This window comes from Mesorhizobium sp. M0960, from assembly GCF_040319055.1.
Lineage (GTDB): Bacteria > Pseudomonadota > Alphaproteobacteria > Rhizobiales > Rhizobiaceae > Mesorhizobium.
In genome coordinates this window covers 19,571-36,145 of sequence record NZ_JAMYNN010000031.1, presented here as the reverse complement: position 1 = coordinate 36,145, position 16,575 = coordinate 19,571, and the positions used below count along the sequence as shown (strand labels likewise).

Annotated in this window: 11 protein-coding genes and 5 pseudogenes; 7 read left to right on the top strand and 9 right to left on the bottom strand. The window is 60.6% G+C overall.

Annotated features, from left to right (window positions below; all coding sequences use genetic code 11):
- Nucleotides 1-122 precede the first annotated feature (122 nt).
- Nucleotides 123-1,349, top strand: a complete 1,227-nt coding sequence (hemN, locus tag NKH63_RS30080; RefSeq protein ID WP_352920183.1) for an oxygen-independent coproporphyrinogen III oxidase — start codon at nucleotides 123-125, stop codon at nucleotides 1,347-1,349.
- A 227-nt stretch (nucleotides 1,350-1,576) separates the two neighbouring features.
- Here the strand turns inward: hemN and NKH63_RS30075 are convergent.
- A pseudogene (locus NKH63_RS30075) lies at nucleotides 1,577-1,918 on the bottom strand (PIN domain-containing protein); the annotation flags it as partial.
- Between the two features lie 728 nt (nucleotides 1,919-2,646).
- Here NKH63_RS30075 and NKH63_RS30070 point away from each other — a divergent pair.
- Nucleotides 2,647-3,333, top strand: coding sequence for an isopentenyl transferase family protein (locus NKH63_RS30070; RefSeq protein WP_352691550.1), 687 nt, complete (start codon nucleotides 2,647-2,649; stop codon nucleotides 3,331-3,333).
- 166 nt (nucleotides 3,334-3,499) lie between these two features.
- Here NKH63_RS30070 and NKH63_RS30065 read toward each other — a convergent pair whose 3' ends face one another.
- Complete coding sequence (locus tag NKH63_RS30065; RefSeq protein ID WP_352690235.1) at nucleotides 3,500-3,784, bottom strand: hypothetical protein; 285 nt, start codon at nucleotides 3,782-3,784, stop codon at nucleotides 3,500-3,502.
- A gap of 119 nt (nucleotides 3,785-3,903) precedes the next feature.
- On the opposite strand from NKH63_RS30065, the pseudogene NKH63_RS30060 reads away from it, so the two are divergent.
- Nucleotides 3,904-4,203 (top strand): annotated as a pseudogene (locus NKH63_RS30060) (transposase); the annotation flags it as partial.
- A 73-nt stretch (nucleotides 4,204-4,276) separates the two neighbouring features.
- On the opposite strand, the gene NKH63_RS30055 reads toward NKH63_RS30060, so the two are convergent.
- Nucleotides 4,277-5,239 (bottom strand): NUDIX hydrolase, encoded by a 963-nt coding sequence (locus NKH63_RS30055; RefSeq protein WP_352920170.1) that lies wholly within the window; start codon nucleotides 5,237-5,239, stop codon nucleotides 4,277-4,279.
- A gap of 147 nt (nucleotides 5,240-5,386) precedes the next feature.
- Between NKH63_RS30055 and NKH63_RS30050 the strand changes: the two are divergent.
- Nucleotides 5,387-5,603, top strand: a pseudogene (locus NKH63_RS30050) (3-methyl-2-oxobutanoate hydroxymethyltransferase); the annotation flags it as partial.
- 279 nt (nucleotides 5,604-5,882) lie between these two features.
- On the top strand, nucleotides 5,883-6,482 hold the full coding sequence (locus NKH63_RS30045) for a cold-shock protein (RefSeq protein WP_352920168.1): 600 nt from the start codon (nucleotides 5,883-5,885) through the stop codon (nucleotides 6,480-6,482).
- Here NKH63_RS30045 and NKH63_RS30040 read toward each other — a convergent pair.
- The 6 genes and pseudogenes from NKH63_RS30040 to groES all read right to left on the bottom strand — a co-directional run.
- Nucleotides 6,457-7,002 (bottom strand): annotated as a pseudogene (locus NKH63_RS30040) (ABC transporter transmembrane domain-containing protein); the annotation flags it as partial. The gene NKH63_RS30045 and the pseudogene NKH63_RS30040 overlap by 26 nt on opposite strands.
- Nucleotides 7,003-7,034: 32 nt before the next feature.
- Entirely contained in the window at nucleotides 7,035-8,690 is a 1,656-nt protein-coding gene (locus NKH63_RS30035) for an MFS transporter (protein ID WP_352920165.1), read from the bottom strand.
- Between the two features lie 1,588 nt (nucleotides 8,691-10,278).
- On the bottom strand, nucleotides 10,279-11,361 hold the full coding sequence (locus NKH63_RS30030) for an HPP family protein (protein WP_352920163.1): 1,083 nt from the start codon (nucleotides 11,359-11,361) through the stop codon (nucleotides 10,279-10,281).
- 827 nt (nucleotides 11,362-12,188) lie between these two features.
- Nucleotides 12,189-12,347: a hypothetical protein gene (locus NKH63_RS30025; protein WP_352492851.1), complete on the bottom strand. Its 159-nt coding sequence runs from the start codon at nucleotides 12,345-12,347 to the stop codon at nucleotides 12,189-12,191.
- Nucleotides 12,348-12,782: 435 nt separating this feature from the next.
- Nucleotides 12,783-14,438: a chaperonin GroEL gene (groL, locus tag NKH63_RS30020; protein WP_352920159.1), complete on the bottom strand. Its 1,656-nt coding sequence runs from the start codon at nucleotides 14,436-14,438 to the stop codon at nucleotides 12,783-12,785.
- A gap of 65 nt (nucleotides 14,439-14,503) precedes the next feature.
- The gene (groES, locus tag NKH63_RS30015) at nucleotides 14,504-14,800 is read right to left on the bottom strand and encodes a co-chaperone GroES (protein WP_352453535.1); all 297 of its coding nucleotides are present in this window, start codon (nucleotides 14,798-14,800) and stop codon (nucleotides 14,504-14,506) included.
- A 478-nt stretch (nucleotides 14,801-15,278) separates the two neighbouring features.
- Here groES and NKH63_RS30010 point away from each other — a divergent pair, with 478 nt between their 5' ends.
- Nucleotides 15,279-15,554, top strand: coding sequence for a S46 family peptidase (locus NKH63_RS30010; RefSeq protein WP_352740776.1), 276 nt, complete (start codon nucleotides 15,279-15,281; stop codon nucleotides 15,552-15,554).
- Nucleotides 15,555-15,600: 46 nt separating this feature from the next.
- Nucleotides 15,601-16,311: pseudogene (locus NKH63_RS30005) on the top strand (S46 family peptidase).
- Nucleotides 16,312-16,575 lie beyond the last annotated feature (264 nt).

The following is a 16,575-nucleotide window of genomic DNA, read 5'->3' as shown; positions in this document are numbered from 1 at the left end:
CAGATTGACCTCGCCGCTTGAACCGATAAGCTCAACCTACCGGAGGCTGCTCCGCCGAATTCCAACACCATCCGCTACGGCACCCGGTCGGCGCCGAGGCTTATGAGGAATGGCTCAGGAACCTGCCGGCTGACGATCCGGTGTCGCTCTATTTCCACGTTCCGTTCTGCCGATCAGCTTGCTGGTATTGTGGCTTCCCCACCACCATCACCCGCCATGATGCGCCGATCCTCAACTATCTGGCGGCCCTGCGTGACGAGATCCGTTTGGTCTCGGAGCGAGCGCCGCAGACGCTGCCCGTGAGCGACATGCATTTCGGCGGCGGAACGCCGTCTCTCATAGGACCAGCCGAGTTCCTGGCTCTGATGGAGTTCCTGCGACGCCGCTTCGCTCTCACGAAAACAGCCACGGTTGCCGTCGAGATTGATCCGCGCACGTTCACGGCCGAGATGGCCGAGGCCTTAGGAGCAGCCGGCGTGAACCGTGTGAGTCTCGGCGTGCAGAGCTTCGATCCCATTGTTCAAAAAGCAATCAACCGGGTTCAGAGTGAGGCGCAGACGTCGGCTGCCGTGGAAATGCTGCGCCGGCATGGAGTAAGCCGCATCAACTTCGACCTCATCTTCGGTCTCCCGCATCAAACGGTGCAGTCCTGCGTCGAGACCGCGAGGGCGGCGGTCGCAATGCGCCCCGACCGGCTTGCGGTGTTCGGCTATGCGCACATCCCGTCGCTTATAAAGAATCAGCGCCTCATCGAGGAGGCAGTTCTTCCGGGCAGCGCTGCCCGCGCTGAACAGTATGCGGCCGTGGCCGCGACGCTGATTGCCGCCGGCTACCGCGAGATCGGACTCGACCATTTCGCCTTGCCGGACGACGAGCTCGCGCTGGCACAGAAAACGGGTCGCCTGCGGCGTAACTCGCTGGGCTACTCGGCCACCACCTGCAGAACCCTGATCGGTTTCGGCGCGTCGGCTATCGGCCGCGTCGGCGAGGGGTACGTCCAAAACGAAGTTACACGGGATTCCTACATCCAGCACATCGCAGCTGGCCGTCTGGCGACGTCAAAGGGCTATCGCCTCACCGACGACGACCGCGTGCGAGCCGCAATTATCGAGCGACTAATGTGCGATCTCGAGGCCGATGTGCAGGCAATCTGTGCCGCCCACGGATCTGATCCGATCCGTCTTCTCGATTCAGCTGAACGCTTGGCGATGCTGGCCGAGGACGGGATAGTGGACTTCGAAAACGGTTTTGTCCGCGTACGGCGGGAGCATCGCTTTGTAATTCGCGCTGTCGCTGCCGCGTTCGATGCTTTTCTCGATCGGGATGGCCGTAAGCATAGCCACAGGTGAGCGCAAGCATCCAACCGGAAGCTAAACCCGACGCCCTTGGCCGAGGCCTGTCATGAAGCGCGCGTCAAGGATGCGAAAAGCAGAGCTGATCCGCCTATTTCATCTCATCTTCAATGACATCGACCTCGTGGCTGCCACCGAGGCGTTTCCATATTGATCGTGGTAGGTGCGGGGCATCTGGGTGTTTCGCCGTCAGCGCATGAATATCCCCGCCATGTGATGGGTCAGGAAATCGCGGTGGCTGCAATCAGCCCGTCCATCGATGACAGACCGCGGCCACGCCGCTTCGCGAGGCCCGTCAGGTCGCCCCAGGCCAGGGCAACCAGTTCGTCCACGGGCAGGACTCTCGGCTCGAAGCGCTGCGGCAGGTCCCGGGCGAGCCATCCGGCCAGTGCGTCACGTTTCCGACCTTTGTCCATGAGGGCAGCGCCGCGCCGGATCTCGGCGATCGACACAACGCTGATAAATGAGCGGTCTTCATCGAGCCCGTCCATCCATTCCAGCACGCGCGCGTCAGGGCTCGGCCTCGTCACCTCGGAGAGGACATTAGTGTCGAGCAAGAGCCTCACAATGGCAGACCATGCGGTTCATCGCGTAGCCGCTCGATGTCCAGTTCGGCGCTGCGCAGCGGCGATGCGCAGCGAGTGCCCAGAAAACAGCAGCCAGCTCCCCTTTCCGGAAGATCGGGGCGGACGCCACGCAAAAAGCGCCAATCCTTAGCGCCGGCGGTCTGTATGTTTGGGCGCTGGCGGCTTTGGTGTACTCCTGTGCCGTTTCGACGAGGCTTCCAGCCGGACCGGCAGGGGAGGAGGCTTTGGCGGCGCGGCCGGCACACGGCCCACCTCGAGGACGAGATCGACGATGTCGGGCAGATCCTCGGTCGCCTCACAAATCGGTGAGGTCGTCGGGACACCGTCTTCCACTTTTGTTGATCAGCCGCCTTCCTGGCCATGTTCCGAGACAATAAGGCACCCGTGCGCCGCCGCCTCGATTAACCCAAGACGCGCAAGGATCTTTTGCCGGAGACAACGAGGTCACCATCCTGCGGTGCCGCGTTGCGTCACAGTCGGCATGAGATGTGCAAAGTGGACCGTCGTCAAACGTCAAACAGAGGCGTTGGTGACTGGACTGAACGACCAGAACGAGCTGCTTGCGCCTTTCGGACTTCACAAAGTTCGAAAATGGCGTCCAGGGCATAATCGCCGCTTGTCAAAATGTTTGCGACAAGTCCGGTGAAAGCCTACCGAGTATCTTGTGCTTGGGGGCGGTTAGTTCCGATAAACTAAGCGGCATACACATGCTAATCTATTTGATTTACGGGCCGACCTGCAGCGGCAAAACAGACGCGGCAATCCAAATTGCACGAGAGACCGGATGGCCGGTCATTGCGCTGGATCGTGTACAATGCTGTCCTCAAATCGCCACCGGCAGCGGGCGTCCCTCGGATTCCGAACTGCAATCTACCCAGCGGATCTACTTGGATTCGCGCCCGCTAACCGCGGGCATCATCGACGCCGAGACCGCCCATCGTAAGCTGATAATGCAAGTGGATGAGCGTAGTTCCCAGCCGGGGCTCATCCTCGAAGGCGGTTCGATCTCCCTTCTCAATTTAATGGCGCGAAGTCAGCATTGGGACGGCGCTTTTCGGTGGCATGTAAAGCGGTTGCGGCTCGGCAACTCGGACGCCTTTCTGGAGAGAGCCAAGCGTCGGGTCACAGACATGTTTGTCACAAGAGAAGGACAACCTTCATTGCTGCAGGAACTTGCGGATCAGTGGAAGGAAGATGCAGTCCGTCCCACTTTGGAAGACCTTGACGGATATCGTTGCGCCATTCATTTTGCGAGAGAGCACAGCTTGGCAATCAGCGAAATGCCGTGCCTTCGCAAAGAGCTCCAACAAGATCTTGTAGAGGCGATTGCGAGAGAATATCTCGAATATGCGCGTTGGCAAGAACGCGACTTTCCAGAATGGCAAACTGAGTGAGCAAGCCTCCCCGGACCTCGCCTGCGGTGCGGGCACGGTAGCTCCTGAGAATTGCGCTAAGTGGTTTGCTGAAGCAAGCTAGTGCCAGGCGACATTAGGTCCGTGTGGCAGCGGAAGGATTGCTTTCGCCACGGTGACTGCGGAGGAGGCGACATGGCTGCACTGCTCATTTCAGGCATGGGAGGGAATGTACCGATGACAAAGTGCTGCGCGCTTCGTAGCGACCGCTACCGTGGCTGACTCGCGAACTACTATCCGCCAGCCCAGTCTGTGGCGTCGTCTCGGCTTTCATCGCCACCGCCTTCGCCCAGGAAACGCCCGAGGCCGCAAGCGTCGCCGTGGCAGTGCGGCACCCGGCAAGATGGGTGGTCATCGGCCCTATCTGATCGACGGGGAGCACCGTGCTTTCGTCCTGGGCGAGGTTGAGCGAGATGCCAACATGACGCTTCATCAATTGACGGCGGCACTGGCTGAACGTGGTCTCCTGCGAGCGTCGGTCGCTTCCTGCACCGCGAGGGCAAGAGCTTCAAAAAAACCGTTCTGCCGGCCGAGCAGCTCAAGCCAAAGCTGATGCGCGGGCGTGCGCAATGGATGCGCTATCAGACCCGCATTGACCCTACGCGCCTGGTCTCCCTGGATGAAACATGGGTCAAGACCAACATGGCGCCGTTGCGCGGCTGGGGTGTGCGCGGCAAGCGGCTGATGGCCCACGCACCATATGGCCATTGGAAGACGATGACCTTCATCACCGCGCTGCGGCATGATCGGGTGGAGGCGCCTTGGGTCATTGACGGACCCATCAATACGCAGGCCTTTCGCGTCTATGTCGAAACCGAACTCAACAAAACACTGAAGCCGGGCGACATCGTCATTCTCGACAATCCCGGTTCTCACAAGGGCCAAGCCGTCCGCGACATCGTCAGGGCTGCTGGCGCAAGGCGGGTCAAGCCCGCGAGAGCGGCAATTTTGTTCCGGCTATCACCCTCTCGTCGAGAACGGCGTGACGGAAGCGATAAAGTTGCGCCGGCCGGCCGCCGGTTTCCGCGGTTGTCTCACCGGTCTCCTCGACCAGCTCCTGCTGCTCGATCAGCCGGCGAAAGTTCGGTTTACGCACGAGCCTGCCGGCAAGCGCCTCCACGGTGCGCTGCAGCTGCAAAAGCGTGAAGACCGGCGGCATCAGTTCGAATACGACCGGCCGATATTTGATCTTGGAGCGCAGCCGCGCAATGCCGGTCGCCAGGATGCGACGATGATCGGCGATCATCGATCTGCCCGAGACCCAGGTGGGCGCAGCGGAATGTCCGGCGCGTATTGCTTCCTCCACCAGGGCGGCTTCGTAGAGCAGCTCATAACGTTGAAGCGCGAGTTCCTCGTTCCAATGGCGGTCGTCAAAGCCGAAGGCGATCGCCGCCCGCCGTCGTCGGTCGAGGCGTGTCGTACTGTCGTCAGTGCCATCCGCCCATTCCATCAGGCGCGGCCGCAATTCGTCCAACACGACCGCCGGTGTGCCGGAGCGGTGATCCTCCCACGGGAAATAGTCGTACCAGCTTCCCCAGTGTCGCCCGGCCGGGTCGCCAGCTTCGTCTTGGTGGGTGAGCGCCAGATAGCTGATAGAGACCACGCGGTCGTCAGCGCCAACCCTGTCGCGATCGGCGAAGGTGTAGAGCTGTTCGATATAGCCGAGCGGCTGGCCGGTCTGTTGTTCCACCCATCCCCTGAGGCCCGAGTGCAGCGAACGGTGAGCAAGCTCGAACGGGCCCGAGGGCAGGGCGTTTGCCTGCGGGATGGTCAGAACGCAGGGGGCGCTGCTGTCCATGGCGACCACAACGGCGATTAAGTCCGCATTGACGTCGTTGGCCTTGCCTCCAGCTCCGCCTTTCCTAATCCCTTTTGCGCGTTCGTCCATGGTCCCCGAGGTTGTTGAGCAGAGCCCTGCCGCGTAGGCCGCTGAACCGATTGAATTCCGTTTTTGTCTGATAATTGTCGGCGCGTCAACACCACCCGTCGTGGCGATTTTAGCTCTTCGCAGCTGCATAAAAAGTGCCAACGCGACATCCGTGCTTGGGGAAGAAGGCCCATTGAGTGCGCCGATTCAAAGCTCGTCGATCGACATTGCGACGTTGTTCTCGTCGGCGACAGCGCGGCATAGTTCTCCACGGCTTGGCGTCGACGCTGGGCGTGACGCTGGAGATGATGATCATGCACGGTCAGACCTGCGCCGTAGCCTGGAGCCGGCGCAAATGGTCGTCGACCCGCCGTTCGGTTCCTTTTGAAGAAACCCGGAGCAGGCTTTCCGGAATGCCTGATAAAGCCCTTCCAGTGCGCCCGCGCCAGCATCATCGCACTCTCGCTCCAACACAACCTATGCGAGTCAGTAAATCGACTCGGCGGCACTATTGTTTCAGGGGAAATGAATCTAGTTTCAAAGGGTTCGGCCGATAGGCCGGGCACAGCTGCGGCCTTCACGGCCTTTTTGACATAAACGCGTCGCCCGATTGAGATTACCTTGACGGTAGCGCAGTGCGCCATCCATGCCAGTCGAGATGATCATGGGCAAATATCGAGACCATCGCGAGCCACGCCAGCATCGCTATGACGATGACCCCGTTTCCTTTTCGGAACGGACTTCCGAGCCAAGCTATTTTCAGCGCCCGCCGACCGTGACGGCAGATCCTGTCGATGCGGAGGTATTGTGGTTCACAGTCAGCAAGGGTTTTGGCTTCGTCAAACTGTCGGACGGCACGGAGGCCTATCTGCACGTGCGAGTGTTAGAGGCGGCCGGAAGCCGGGATGTTGCCGCGGGAACGCCTCTCAAGATCACGGTCGAAAAAAGTCCAAAAGGTCATCAAGTCGCGCAGGTGCTGGAGATCGGCGATCACCGCGCGAAAACTCCGTCACATACGCGCGTCGCTGGAGGGACCTTCGTTGAAACCGGTGCGCAGCTGGAGAGCGGGGGCACGGTCAAGTGGTACAAACCCGAAAAGGGCTTCGGCTTCATTGCTCCTGACAACGGTGAGAAGGACGTCTTCGTTCATGCCAGCGCCCTGACGCGCTCAGGGCTCAGCGTGCTGGTGGCGGGACAGAAGGTGTTTGTCGAATGCGGGCAAGGCAAGAAAGGCTGGGAAGTCCGGAGCATTCGCCTTGCCTAGACGGCGATGCATTGCTCGCCTCGAAGGAGATGCCGGAGAGCGTAGGCGGCCGCCCGAGCCCGCGTAGCAGAACCGACATTGTCGAAGCGCAGCACGCGGGGTGACGACGAGATCCCTGGCGCCCGCCGCGTCCTCGATGTCAAGTTCGGCGTCGAGCAACTCGAACAGCCGCGTGCCGCAGGTCGAGGCGCGCGCGAACGAGTTGACCATCAATTCGAGCTAGCGCACCGGCATCTGTAGAATGGTCATGAAGGTGAGCAACAGGGCCAGCGTGCCGACGCTGATTTGACCTGCGATCACTTTCTGGCCACCGAACCAGAGCACCAGGCCCATGGCGGTCAGGAACGAGAAATTCATGGCGCTGGTGTTGCCGACACGGATGTCAACGCGCTCATTGGCGAGATCAAGGCGCGTCCTGCTTGGCTCGGTCGAACTTTTCCAGCTCGTGCGGCTGCGCGGCGAAGGCACGCACGACACGGATGCCGCCGAGATTCTCATCCATCACCCGGATCTTTAACGATCGCTGATGCCCAGATATGGGAAGGTCAGGCTTCAATGACGGGGAAGGTGAAGGATTGACTGGTCGGGTTTCCGGGCCGAGCTTGTCGGCCGCTCAATCGAAAGCGTCATTTGAGGCGCTTTCTCTCCCGCGTGTAACTGGAAGACACGCTCGTCCAGTTCCTTGTCTACTTCCGTGAGACGATGATTGAGGCGAAGGTAGTCGGTCCAGGTCGGCGTTCGGAACGTTTCTGTCCACTGCATAGGCTTCTGAAGGTTGCGCTGGAGCGTCCAGTTCCGAGCACCGACGCGGCTGTGTACATGACGCCGCTGCCGCATGAGGTCGAGGAAGGCCTCGACATTTCTCTCGGCTATCAGATATTCGATCTTGACCACGATCGGGCCGCTTCTCGGCTTCAAACTGAGAGCGACAGCTGGGGCGTCGAATTCCTCCAAAGGATCGGGCTCGGACTCGCGGCGCTCGCGAAGAGGAAACAGAACGCCGGCTGCAGCAACGAGCAGCAGGGCCGCAGCGGAACCCTCTAGCGCCCAGGTCAGCGAATGGTTCTGGGAAACGGTGCCCCACACCCAGCTGCCGGCCGCTATGCCGCCGTCTATCAATGCATAGTAGATGGAGATCGTGCGCCCCACGACCCAGCGCGGGCTTGCCAGCTGCACGCTCACGCCAACCCCGGACCAGGCAGTGACCCAGCCTGCGCCGCCCAAAGCAAGTGCAATTGCCGCCACGCCGATCGAAGAGGTAAGCGCCAGGGAGAGGGAGCACGCCGCGCAGGCGACGCAGGAGAGCCTCATCAGCTTTTCTTGCGACAAGCTCCGTCTGAACAGGCTGTTGGAGAGGCCGGCGAAGACCGCGCCTGTTCCGAAACCTGCCATGAGCGTGCCATAGGCGAGCGCGCCTCCTCCCAACTGGTCGCGGACAATCAGCGGCAGCAGCGCGAGTATGGCGATGCTCGCCAGGCCAAAGAGGGTTCCGCGTGCGATCGCCGCTTTGATTTCCGATGACATCGCCGTGAAGCGCAGCCCGTCATAGATGGCCCTCCTCATCGACTCGCGCGGAAGAGGCGACGAGCGGACCTTCCACTTGCAGCGCCATATGGTGGCCAAGGGTACCAAATAGGTGAGGGTGGTCACGGTAAAAGCGGCCAAAAGCCCGAAGGAGGCAACCACGATGCCGCCGAGCGCCGGGCCCACGGTCCGTACGGTGTTGAAGCCAACGGAAAGCAGGGTAACGGCAGCGGGAACATCGCGCCGGTCCACCATATCGCCAACCGACGCCTGCCAGGCGGGATCGTTGAGAGCGCCGCCGCATGCGATTAAAAAGCTGAAGCCGAGAATCATCCATGGGTCGACAAAGCCCAGCGCTACAACAGCGGTCAGCATCGCAGATGCTATCACCATAAGGCAGCGGCCCGCGAACATAACCCTGCGACGGCTGAAATTGTCAGCGAGAACCCCGGCGAACACGGACAAAATGAAAGCGGGCAGGTTCGATGAAGCCTGCACCAGCGCAACCATCAGATCGGAAGTCGAGATGGTAGCCATCAGCCAACTGATGGCAACAGTCTGCATTAACCAGCCGAGGCTCGAGACTTGCGTGGCGAGCCAGATCGAACGAAAGGTGGGCTGCAAAAGTGGCGCAAAGGTCGTTGGTGCAGCCAAATCATCATTTGATCCAGCCACCCTACTCATTTTGCCAACCTTTGCTTTGCGTTATTGCCGTTTCCCATGTAATCTAGGCTGAACCGTGGCGGCTAGAAGAATAGAGAGAAACTGTTTGCCTTGCGGCACAGTTCCTCGTGATTAAGGGTTGCGGCCGAGACGCATGCCCGAGCCGGCTCACCCCGCCTTCGAAGACATCACGGGGTGGAGCCCGGATTCTTGCTTGTCGTTTGACACAGCATGCTTCATCAACGGGCACTTTGCCGAGCGATGCCTTTTCGCGAAACGCGACGATGTTCTTTCGTCGGAAACTCTCTCCAACGGCGTTCGATTCGCTGAGTCTGGCTTGGGGCGAGGTGAGGGCTTGCAGATCTTAGACAGGATTGATTGCTGATATACGCAGACGGTTGCCGGGCCGCGATCGAAGAGGCGCGCGCCTTGCTGCTTCAGCTTGAACAAAAGTCTGACGCGCTCACACATGCCATCGACGACTTTCTGCTAGATCTGATGAGGCTGGCTTTCATTGTTGAATGTTATGGACGCGGCTTTGAACTTTTGGCGCGAACGCTTGCCCGTAGAAGACTGGCAAAGGTCAGGCTTTTGTCGGGGGCGGTGGGCTCCGCCAGGGGAGAAATGACACCCAAAGCCGGATGGCTGACGCGACGGTCGCCCCGCGTTCCGCACAGTGACGAAGGTAACGGTACGGCTCTTCGGCAGATGGCGCATCCGCATGGTAGCGTCTGGCCGTTCCCTCTGATGCTTCGGCCTCCCACACCTATCCGAACAGGCCCGATCCTGGAGGGTCCTCGAAGTGGGCATGAGGGCGATAGGCCGCGTGGTTCGGGTACCAAGCGTAGGCGCGGTATTGGGCTAGAAATTGGCGACGCGCGACGAAGAAGTCCGAGATCAACTCGTGCAGTGGCAATTCCTAACACCGTGGACGTGTTGGAGCAGCCTCATCCTCCTAGTCAGGAACGTCATCAAGGTTATAGGATTGATGCGTCGCGGCGAACCCTCGGAACTCAGGATCATGTTGACATCGCTGTTCGACAGAGCCGACTTCGCGCAAGGAAGCCACATCGTTTCGGAATTGCTTATCTCAGGGTCTATCGTCGGCCTAGTCAAACCCTTGGCGCGGCGAGGAAGCGGCGGTCGTCGGCGTGATGCATGACGGGAGTCGGCGGCGCCTCACCATAGGCGAAATGCAGGAACCAAAGGAAAGGACCACCTGCATGGAATTGCGAACCGCGTCCTCGGCGTCTGAGCCGCGACCCTTGCCAAGGATCATTCAACCCGCGACGTAGAGCTTCAAGCCAGCCTTGGACATGCGAACCGCGCTACCATCGTTGCAGAGGAGCCGTCCACCAGATGGTTCCATTTGTAGTCCGCGCCTTTGGTCGACATAGCGGACTGGCTCTGGCCACCGGCAAGGTTGAAGAGTGTTCCGTTGTTGCAGTCGTACTTGGCCTACGTGAACCAGATGCCTGAGCACGCGGTCGCGTTTCAGGGTTGATCTACTCGTAAAAAGGAATTGTCTTAGGCGGAAGGCCGCACTTAATACCACTATCCTATTGGCGCCCCATCGGGTTCCCGGATTGAGCAAGTCCGGATCACTATTTTATGCCGCTGCCAGCGTTGTGTCGGCCATGTGCACGCGCGCTGCCGCTGCCAGCAGGTCGGTCTGGGTGATCAGCCCAATAATGCGTCGCTCGGCATCGACGATGACCACGGCATGGCTGCGGCCGTCGGTGAGCACCGGCAGCAGGCTCATCGCCGGCGTATCGGGAGAGGCGGTGCCAGCCTTCGACATCACAGCCCTCACCGCGTCGGTCGCCTTCGTCAGCTCGCGCAGGCCAACTACACCGACCAGCCCGCCGTCGGCGTCGGTCACCGGCAGCGTCCGGATGTTGTGATCGAGCAGAAAATGACGCGCCTGGTCGGCAGGCGCATGTTCATCGACCGAAATCACATCGCGCGACATGATGTCCTCGCACAGCAGGGTCCGGTGGGAGCGCACCATCGCCTGCAACTCGACCTGCCGTAGCAGCCGCTCAAGATCGTTGCGGTCGATATCGAACGTTTCCTCCAGCGCGCCGAGCGCGGCATCGATATCCTCGGGCTGGAAGCCGACCCGCTCCCACGCGGGCGGATCGATGGTTCCATGCGCGCTTTTAAGGGCGGGGGCCGCCACATGCGGATAGTTGCGCCGCGACAGTTTATGGATGCCGTAGCCGAGTGCGACCAGCACGATCGAGTTCAGCGCTACCGGAACGAAGGGAAACAGCAAGCCCGAGCTGAAGACCGCCGGTCCGCCGAACACCGCAGTTAAGGCGGCGGCGCCACCCGGCGGATGCAGGCAGCGCGTGAACGACATGGCGGCGATGGCCAGCGCCACCGCAATGCCGGTAGCAAGAACGGGTTCATGCACGAAATGCGCCACGGTCACCCCGACCAGCGCCGAAATCGTATTGCCACCGATAATCGACCAAGGTTGCGCCAGCGGGCTTGAAGGCACGGCAAAGAGCAGCACGGCCGATGCTCCCATTGGAGCAACCAGCAGTGCGACATGTGGGCCAGACCCGTTCGCCAGCGCACTGATCACGCCAGTCAATGCGATGCCGATCATGGCCCCGATGCAGGCGAGCAGCCGCTCGCGCAGCGTTGCACCGGCAAGGATCGGAACAAAGAGACGAAACGCCATGGCATACCCTTGGGCGAGTGGTCGGAACTCCGCGCTCCGCAATGCAGGCAAAGCCACAGATTTGGAAGTTAAGCCAATTCGGAAAGCCGGCTCACGGGGGAATACTTTTGCGCGAAACGGCCATTGCCAAATGGGTGCAGACATTTTGATCAGCCAGAGGAGGCGGACGGCACGCTGATCCGCTCGAGCGCAGCTAGAGGCCAAGGGCTGTCGTGCCGCGGGCAGCCGGAAATGGGGATGGTCGGAGGTCGAGCTGGGATGGACACTAAGGAATTCAGAGGCTTCGAAAAGCGTGCTGACAATGTCGGCATGGCAAGAGAAATCAGGCCCTTGTCGCTCCACTTCCGAGGCGAACTCCAGCGGAGTACGGCTTCTACGCGGTGCTTGGTCTGCCTGTCCTTGCCACCATCGGATTCGTTGGCTGCTGAAACGTCCACCTGTAGCCGCTGAGAAGACGACTGCCGCCAGTGCCGTCGTGGAACCGCCATATGACGGCGGCTTGGTTACAGAGCCGGCTCGTGTCGATCGGGCGGGGGAGCCTGATGTGACGTACATGGTCCAGAAAGTGGCCAATGAAGGTGCTGGCATCGTCAACGTGATCAGGTCACGTAATAGCGGTAATACAACCGCGACCACGAGCCTCTCAGGCGTTCGATGAGGCGAGAAAATCCGATCACCAGACCAAGCGCGATTCCGCCACACTGCCACACACGAAACCGATCAGGTCACGTTCCAGGCTCACCAGAAGATTGGAGCCGAGGCCACCTCGGCTGAACTCTGCCATGCCGCGGGCCGCCACCTCTTCCAGCCGCGGTAGAAAACGTGGGTCAGCAGCGCCGGCATGGGCGAGCAACTCCCAAAATCGCGAGCAGCGCCATCGGCTCCGCAAGCGGCCGCAGATGTCGGCCGATGAAGCGGAAGGGCGGCGGTGCGATGGAAGCGCCGTGCGACAGCCTATCCAGACCTGTAATCGTGATCAGGCTCATCTGGGTCTCCGGACGCCAGCGTTGCAGATGGTTTTAGGCAAGCGTGAGCAGGCCGTGGGTCCCAATCCGGTCAGGCCGACCACGATCATGGCCGAAAGAACGAGTTCCAATTGAAAGAGCTGACGACCATAGGCGATCAGGTATCGGAGCCTTTCGAACGATGCGATGAGTTCTACCGCAACCAGGGTCTGCCAGCCGTTGGCAAGGCCTTCAGCCCTGTAAAGATCGACGGCACGGCGGAAGGCAGCACGAGTTTCGACCAGCGGCTGAACGAAAGGACACGGCCAGACCCCGTCTCACGACGACGCCGTTGCGCTTCGCTGCCATCAGGCTGGGTAGAGGACTTGCACGTCTAAAGCTGTCGATCATGCTCGGCACACAAAAAAGGGCGGCATTGCTGCCGCCCTTTCCGCTGTAGGTTGATAGGGGGCTGGATTAGAAATCCATACCGCCCATGCCGCCCATGCCGCCGCCGCCCATGCCGCCAGGCATGCCGCCGCCAGCCGACTCCTTCTTCGGAGCCTCCGCGATCATGGCTTCGGTGGTGACCAGCAGGCCGGCGACCGAGGCCGCGTCCTGCAGAGCCGTGCGCACAACCTTGACCGGATCGACGATACCCATGGCGATCATGTCGCCATATTCGCCGGTCTGGGCGTTGTAGCCGAAGGTTGCCCCCTTGTTCTCAAGGATCTTGCCGGCAACGATCGATGCTTCCGCACCGGCGTTGGCCGCGATCTGACGGGCCGGAGCCTGCAGCGCGCGACGCACGATGGCGATGCCGGCGGTCTGGTCGGAGTTGGCGCCAGTGACGGTGATGGCCAGCGAAGCGCGCAGCAGGGCGACGCCGCCGCCGGGAACGATGCCTTCTTCGACGGCCGCGCGGGTCGCGTTGAGGGCGTCATCGACGCGGTCCTTCTTTTCCTTGACTTCGATCTCGGTCGCACCGCCGACGCGGATGACGGCAACGCCGCCCGCCAGCTTGGCGAGACGTTCCTGCAGCTTCTCCTTGTCGTAGTCCGAGGTGGTCTCCTCGATCTGCTGCTTGATCTGGGCGACGCGGCCCTGGATTTCGGCCTTCTTGCCGGCGCCGTCGACGATGGTGGTGTTCTCCTTGGAGATCGACACCTTCTTGGCGCGGCCGAGCATGTTCAGGCCGACATTCTCGAGCTTGATGCCGAGGTCTTCGGAAATGACCTGGCCACCGGTGAGGATGGCGATGTCTTCCAGCATGGCCTTGCGGCGATCACCGAAGCCAGGCGCCTTGACGGCGGCGATCTTCAGGCCGCCGCGCAGCTTGTTGACGACGAGCGTGGCCAGGGCCTCGCCCTCGACGTCTTCCGAAATGATGACCAGCGGCTTCGAGGTCTGCACGACAGCCTCGAGGATCGGCAGCATGGCCTGCAGGTTGGAGAGCTTCTTCTCGTGGAGAAGAATGTAGGCGTCTTCCAGATCCGCAACCATCTTTTCGGCGTTGGTGACGAAGTAGGGCGAGAGATAGCCGCGGTCGAACTGCATGCCTTCAACGACTTCAAGCTCGGTCTCGGCGGTCTTTGCTTCCTCGACGGTGATGACGCCCTCATTGCCGACCTTCTGCATCGCTTCCGCGATCATCGAGCCGACCGACACGTCGCCATTGCCGGCGATGGTGCCGACCTGGGCAACCTCTTCCGAGGTCTTGATCTTCTTGGCGTTCTTGATCAGCGTCGCGACGACGTCGGCGACGGCGAGGTCGATGCCGCGCTTGAGGTCCATCGGGTTCATGCCGGCGGCAACCGACTTGTGGCCTTCCTGGACGATCGACTGTGCCAGAACGGTCGCGGTCGTGGTGCCGTCGCCGGCGATGTCGTTGGTCTTCGAAGCAACTTCGCGGACCATCTGCGCGCCCATGTTCTCGAACTTGTCCTCAAGCTCGATTTCCTTGGCGACGGTGACGCCGTCCTTGGTGATGCGCGGTGCGCCGAACGACTTGTCGATGACGACGTTGCGGCCCTTGGGGCCGAGCGTGACCTTCACCGCGTCGGCGAGGATGTTGACGCCGCGCAGCATGCGCTCACGAGCGTCGCGGGAGAATTTTACGTCTTTGGCAGCCATTTTTTACTCCTGGGCATTTCGCCCGAAATTCAGATTGGATGGTGCGGATGAAAGGCGGCGGCGTGTCAGCCGATGACGCCCATGATGTCCGCTTCCTTCATGATCAGAAGGTCTTCGCCATTGAGCTTGACTTCGGTGCCCGACCACTTGCCGAACAGGATGCGGTCGCCGGCCTTGACGTCCAGCGGGACGAGCTTGCCGACCTCGTCACGGGCGCCGGAACCGATGGCGATGATCTCGCCTTCCTGCGGCTTTTCCTTAGCCGTATCGGGGATGATGATCCCGCCGGCGGTCTTCGCTTCGGACTCGACGCGGCGAACGACCACGCGGTCATGCAGCGGCCGGAAATTCGACTTTGCCATTTTTGGATTTCCCTGGTGCGGATGTTGAACGGTTCTCCGTTGCCGGAGCGTGGTTAGCACTCACCAGAAGCGAGTGCTAACGCGGCAGTGAGATAGGCCGTAGGCTCCTGCTAGTCAAGACGGAAGAGGGACGGGCGAAGAGCAAACGAGCGTGGAAGCACCGAGCCCTTTACGTGAAAGACGTCGGAGATCGGACATGGACGGGGCGGCTCACCATTTGTAACTGAAGGCTTTATTCATTTGGCACGATTGGTGCAGCGGATGATCCGCAAACGTTGCGCGCGACAAATATGAGAGGTGAGCGCCATCAGGACTCTTGCGGTTAACGGGTCCACTCGGTGTTTACGGTGTTGGCCGCCGCGCGGGCGCCAGGACTCCGGCCATCCCGATAGTCACCAATCCAATCTGCGGAGAACAGGAGGCAAGATGAGAGCGACAGTCAGCATGAACTCGAATTTGAAATGTTTGGCCAAAGCAACTGCCATCGCCTTGCTCTGGACGGTCACGGCTACGTCGGCGGACGAAGGTATGTGGATGCCGGGCCAGACTGCGGAAGTGGGCGCGGCCATGCGGCCGTCTGGACGCTGACCCGCTCAACGCGATCGTATCACTGGGCGGATGCTCCGCCTCGTTCGTCAGTCCACAAGGGCTGGTCGCAACCAATCATCACTGCGTGTTCGAATCCATCCAATACCGCAGCAAGGAGGGCCAGGACTATCTCACAGACGGCTTTCTGGCGAAGAGCCCTGGGTGAAGAATTGCCCGCGGCGCCAGGCAGCCGAATCCATGTGATCGAGGACATGCGGGATGTGACCGCCGAAATGCTCAAGGGCGTCTCGGACAAGCTGAATGGGTTTGCCCGCTATGAGCGGCTCGCCACGAACCGCAAGGCCCTGATCGCCGCATGTGAAGGATAGCCCAATCGCCGCTGCGACGTAGGGGCCTATTATGGCGGCGCCTCCTACTATCTCCAGCAGAAGCTCGAAATCGAGGACGTGCGCCTTGTCTATGCGCCCGCGCTCGGCATCGGTAACTTCGGCGGCGAAACGGACAATTGGATGTGGCCGCGCCACAGAGGCGACTTCGGCTTTTATCGCGCCTATGTCGCTCCTGATGGTTCCTCCCGGCCATATGCGCGCGACAATGTGCCTTACCGGCCGGAGAGTTGGCTACCCATAGCCTGTGCAGGCGTCAAGGAAGGCGACCTTGTGATGGTCGCCGGCTTTCCCAGCGCAACCCACCAGTTCCTGACGGCGGATGAAGTCCGGTTCAACTTCGCGCAATTCGAACCGCGGTTGCAGCGTTCGCTCTCGGATTATGCCGCCCAGATCAGAATGAATATGGCCGCGCGAACTGACAGACGCGCCAACAATCGGCATCTCGCATGGTCGGTGGCACTGGACGTGGCTCCCACCCTGCTGGCGCGACTCCCCATCAGGTCGTCGGGGTTTCGCTGGCGAAAAAAACTTCCGCGTGTCTCTGCGCGATCCATCCCGCTTGCGCGTGCCTAGTCAACCAAAAAACTGACCATCTGCAGGATCAGGATCAGCAAAAAAAAGCCAAAGGCAGACGCCAAAACAGCTGCCAGCAGGACGATGCGTTGTTTCTTCACCCACAGTTCCCCCGGGAGAGAGTCTAATGATAATCCTTAAAAAAGGCGCCCTGGAACAGGGCGCCCTACGCTCATTTGTGCAAGTTTAAAGTTTAGCTTGCCTGCTTTATGTAATTAAACGTTTCTTTTATGCGACACTTCTCCAAGTGTTACTTGCACAAAT

Coding starts and splice junctions, on each gene's coding strand:
- NKH63_RS30030 (WP_352920163.1), bottom strand. CDS start 11,361: ATGGCGTTTCGTCTCTTTGTTCCGATCCTTGCCGGTGCAACGCTGCGC.
- NKH63_RS30055 (WP_352920170.1), bottom strand. CDS start 5,239: ATGGACGAACGCGCAAAAGGGATTAGGAAAGGCGGAGCTGGAGGCAAG.
- NKH63_RS30065 (WP_352690235.1), bottom strand. CDS start 3,784: ATGAAGCGTCATGTTGGCATCTCGCTCAACCTCGCCCAGGACGAAAGC.
- NKH63_RS30025 (WP_352492851.1), bottom strand. CDS start 12,347: ATGAGCCTGATCACGATTACAGGTCTGGATAGGCTGTCGCACGGCGCT.
- NKH63_RS30035 (WP_352920165.1), bottom strand. CDS start 8,690: ATGAGTAGGGTGGCTGGATCAAATGATGATTTGGCTGCACCAACGACC.
- groL (WP_352920159.1), bottom strand. CDS start 14,438: ATGGCTGCCAAAGACGTAAAATTCTCCCGCGACGCTCGTGAGCGCATG.
- NKH63_RS30045 (WP_352920168.1), top strand. CDS start 5,883: ATGGGCAAATATCGAGACCATCGCGAGCCACGCCAGCATCGCTATGAC.
- groES (WP_352453535.1), bottom strand. CDS start 14,800: ATGGCAAAGTCGAATTTCCGGCCGCTGCATGACCGCGTGGTCGTTCGC.
- NKH63_RS30070 (WP_352691550.1), top strand. CDS start 2,647: ATGCTAATCTATTTGATTTACGGGCCGACCTGCAGCGGCAAAACAGAC.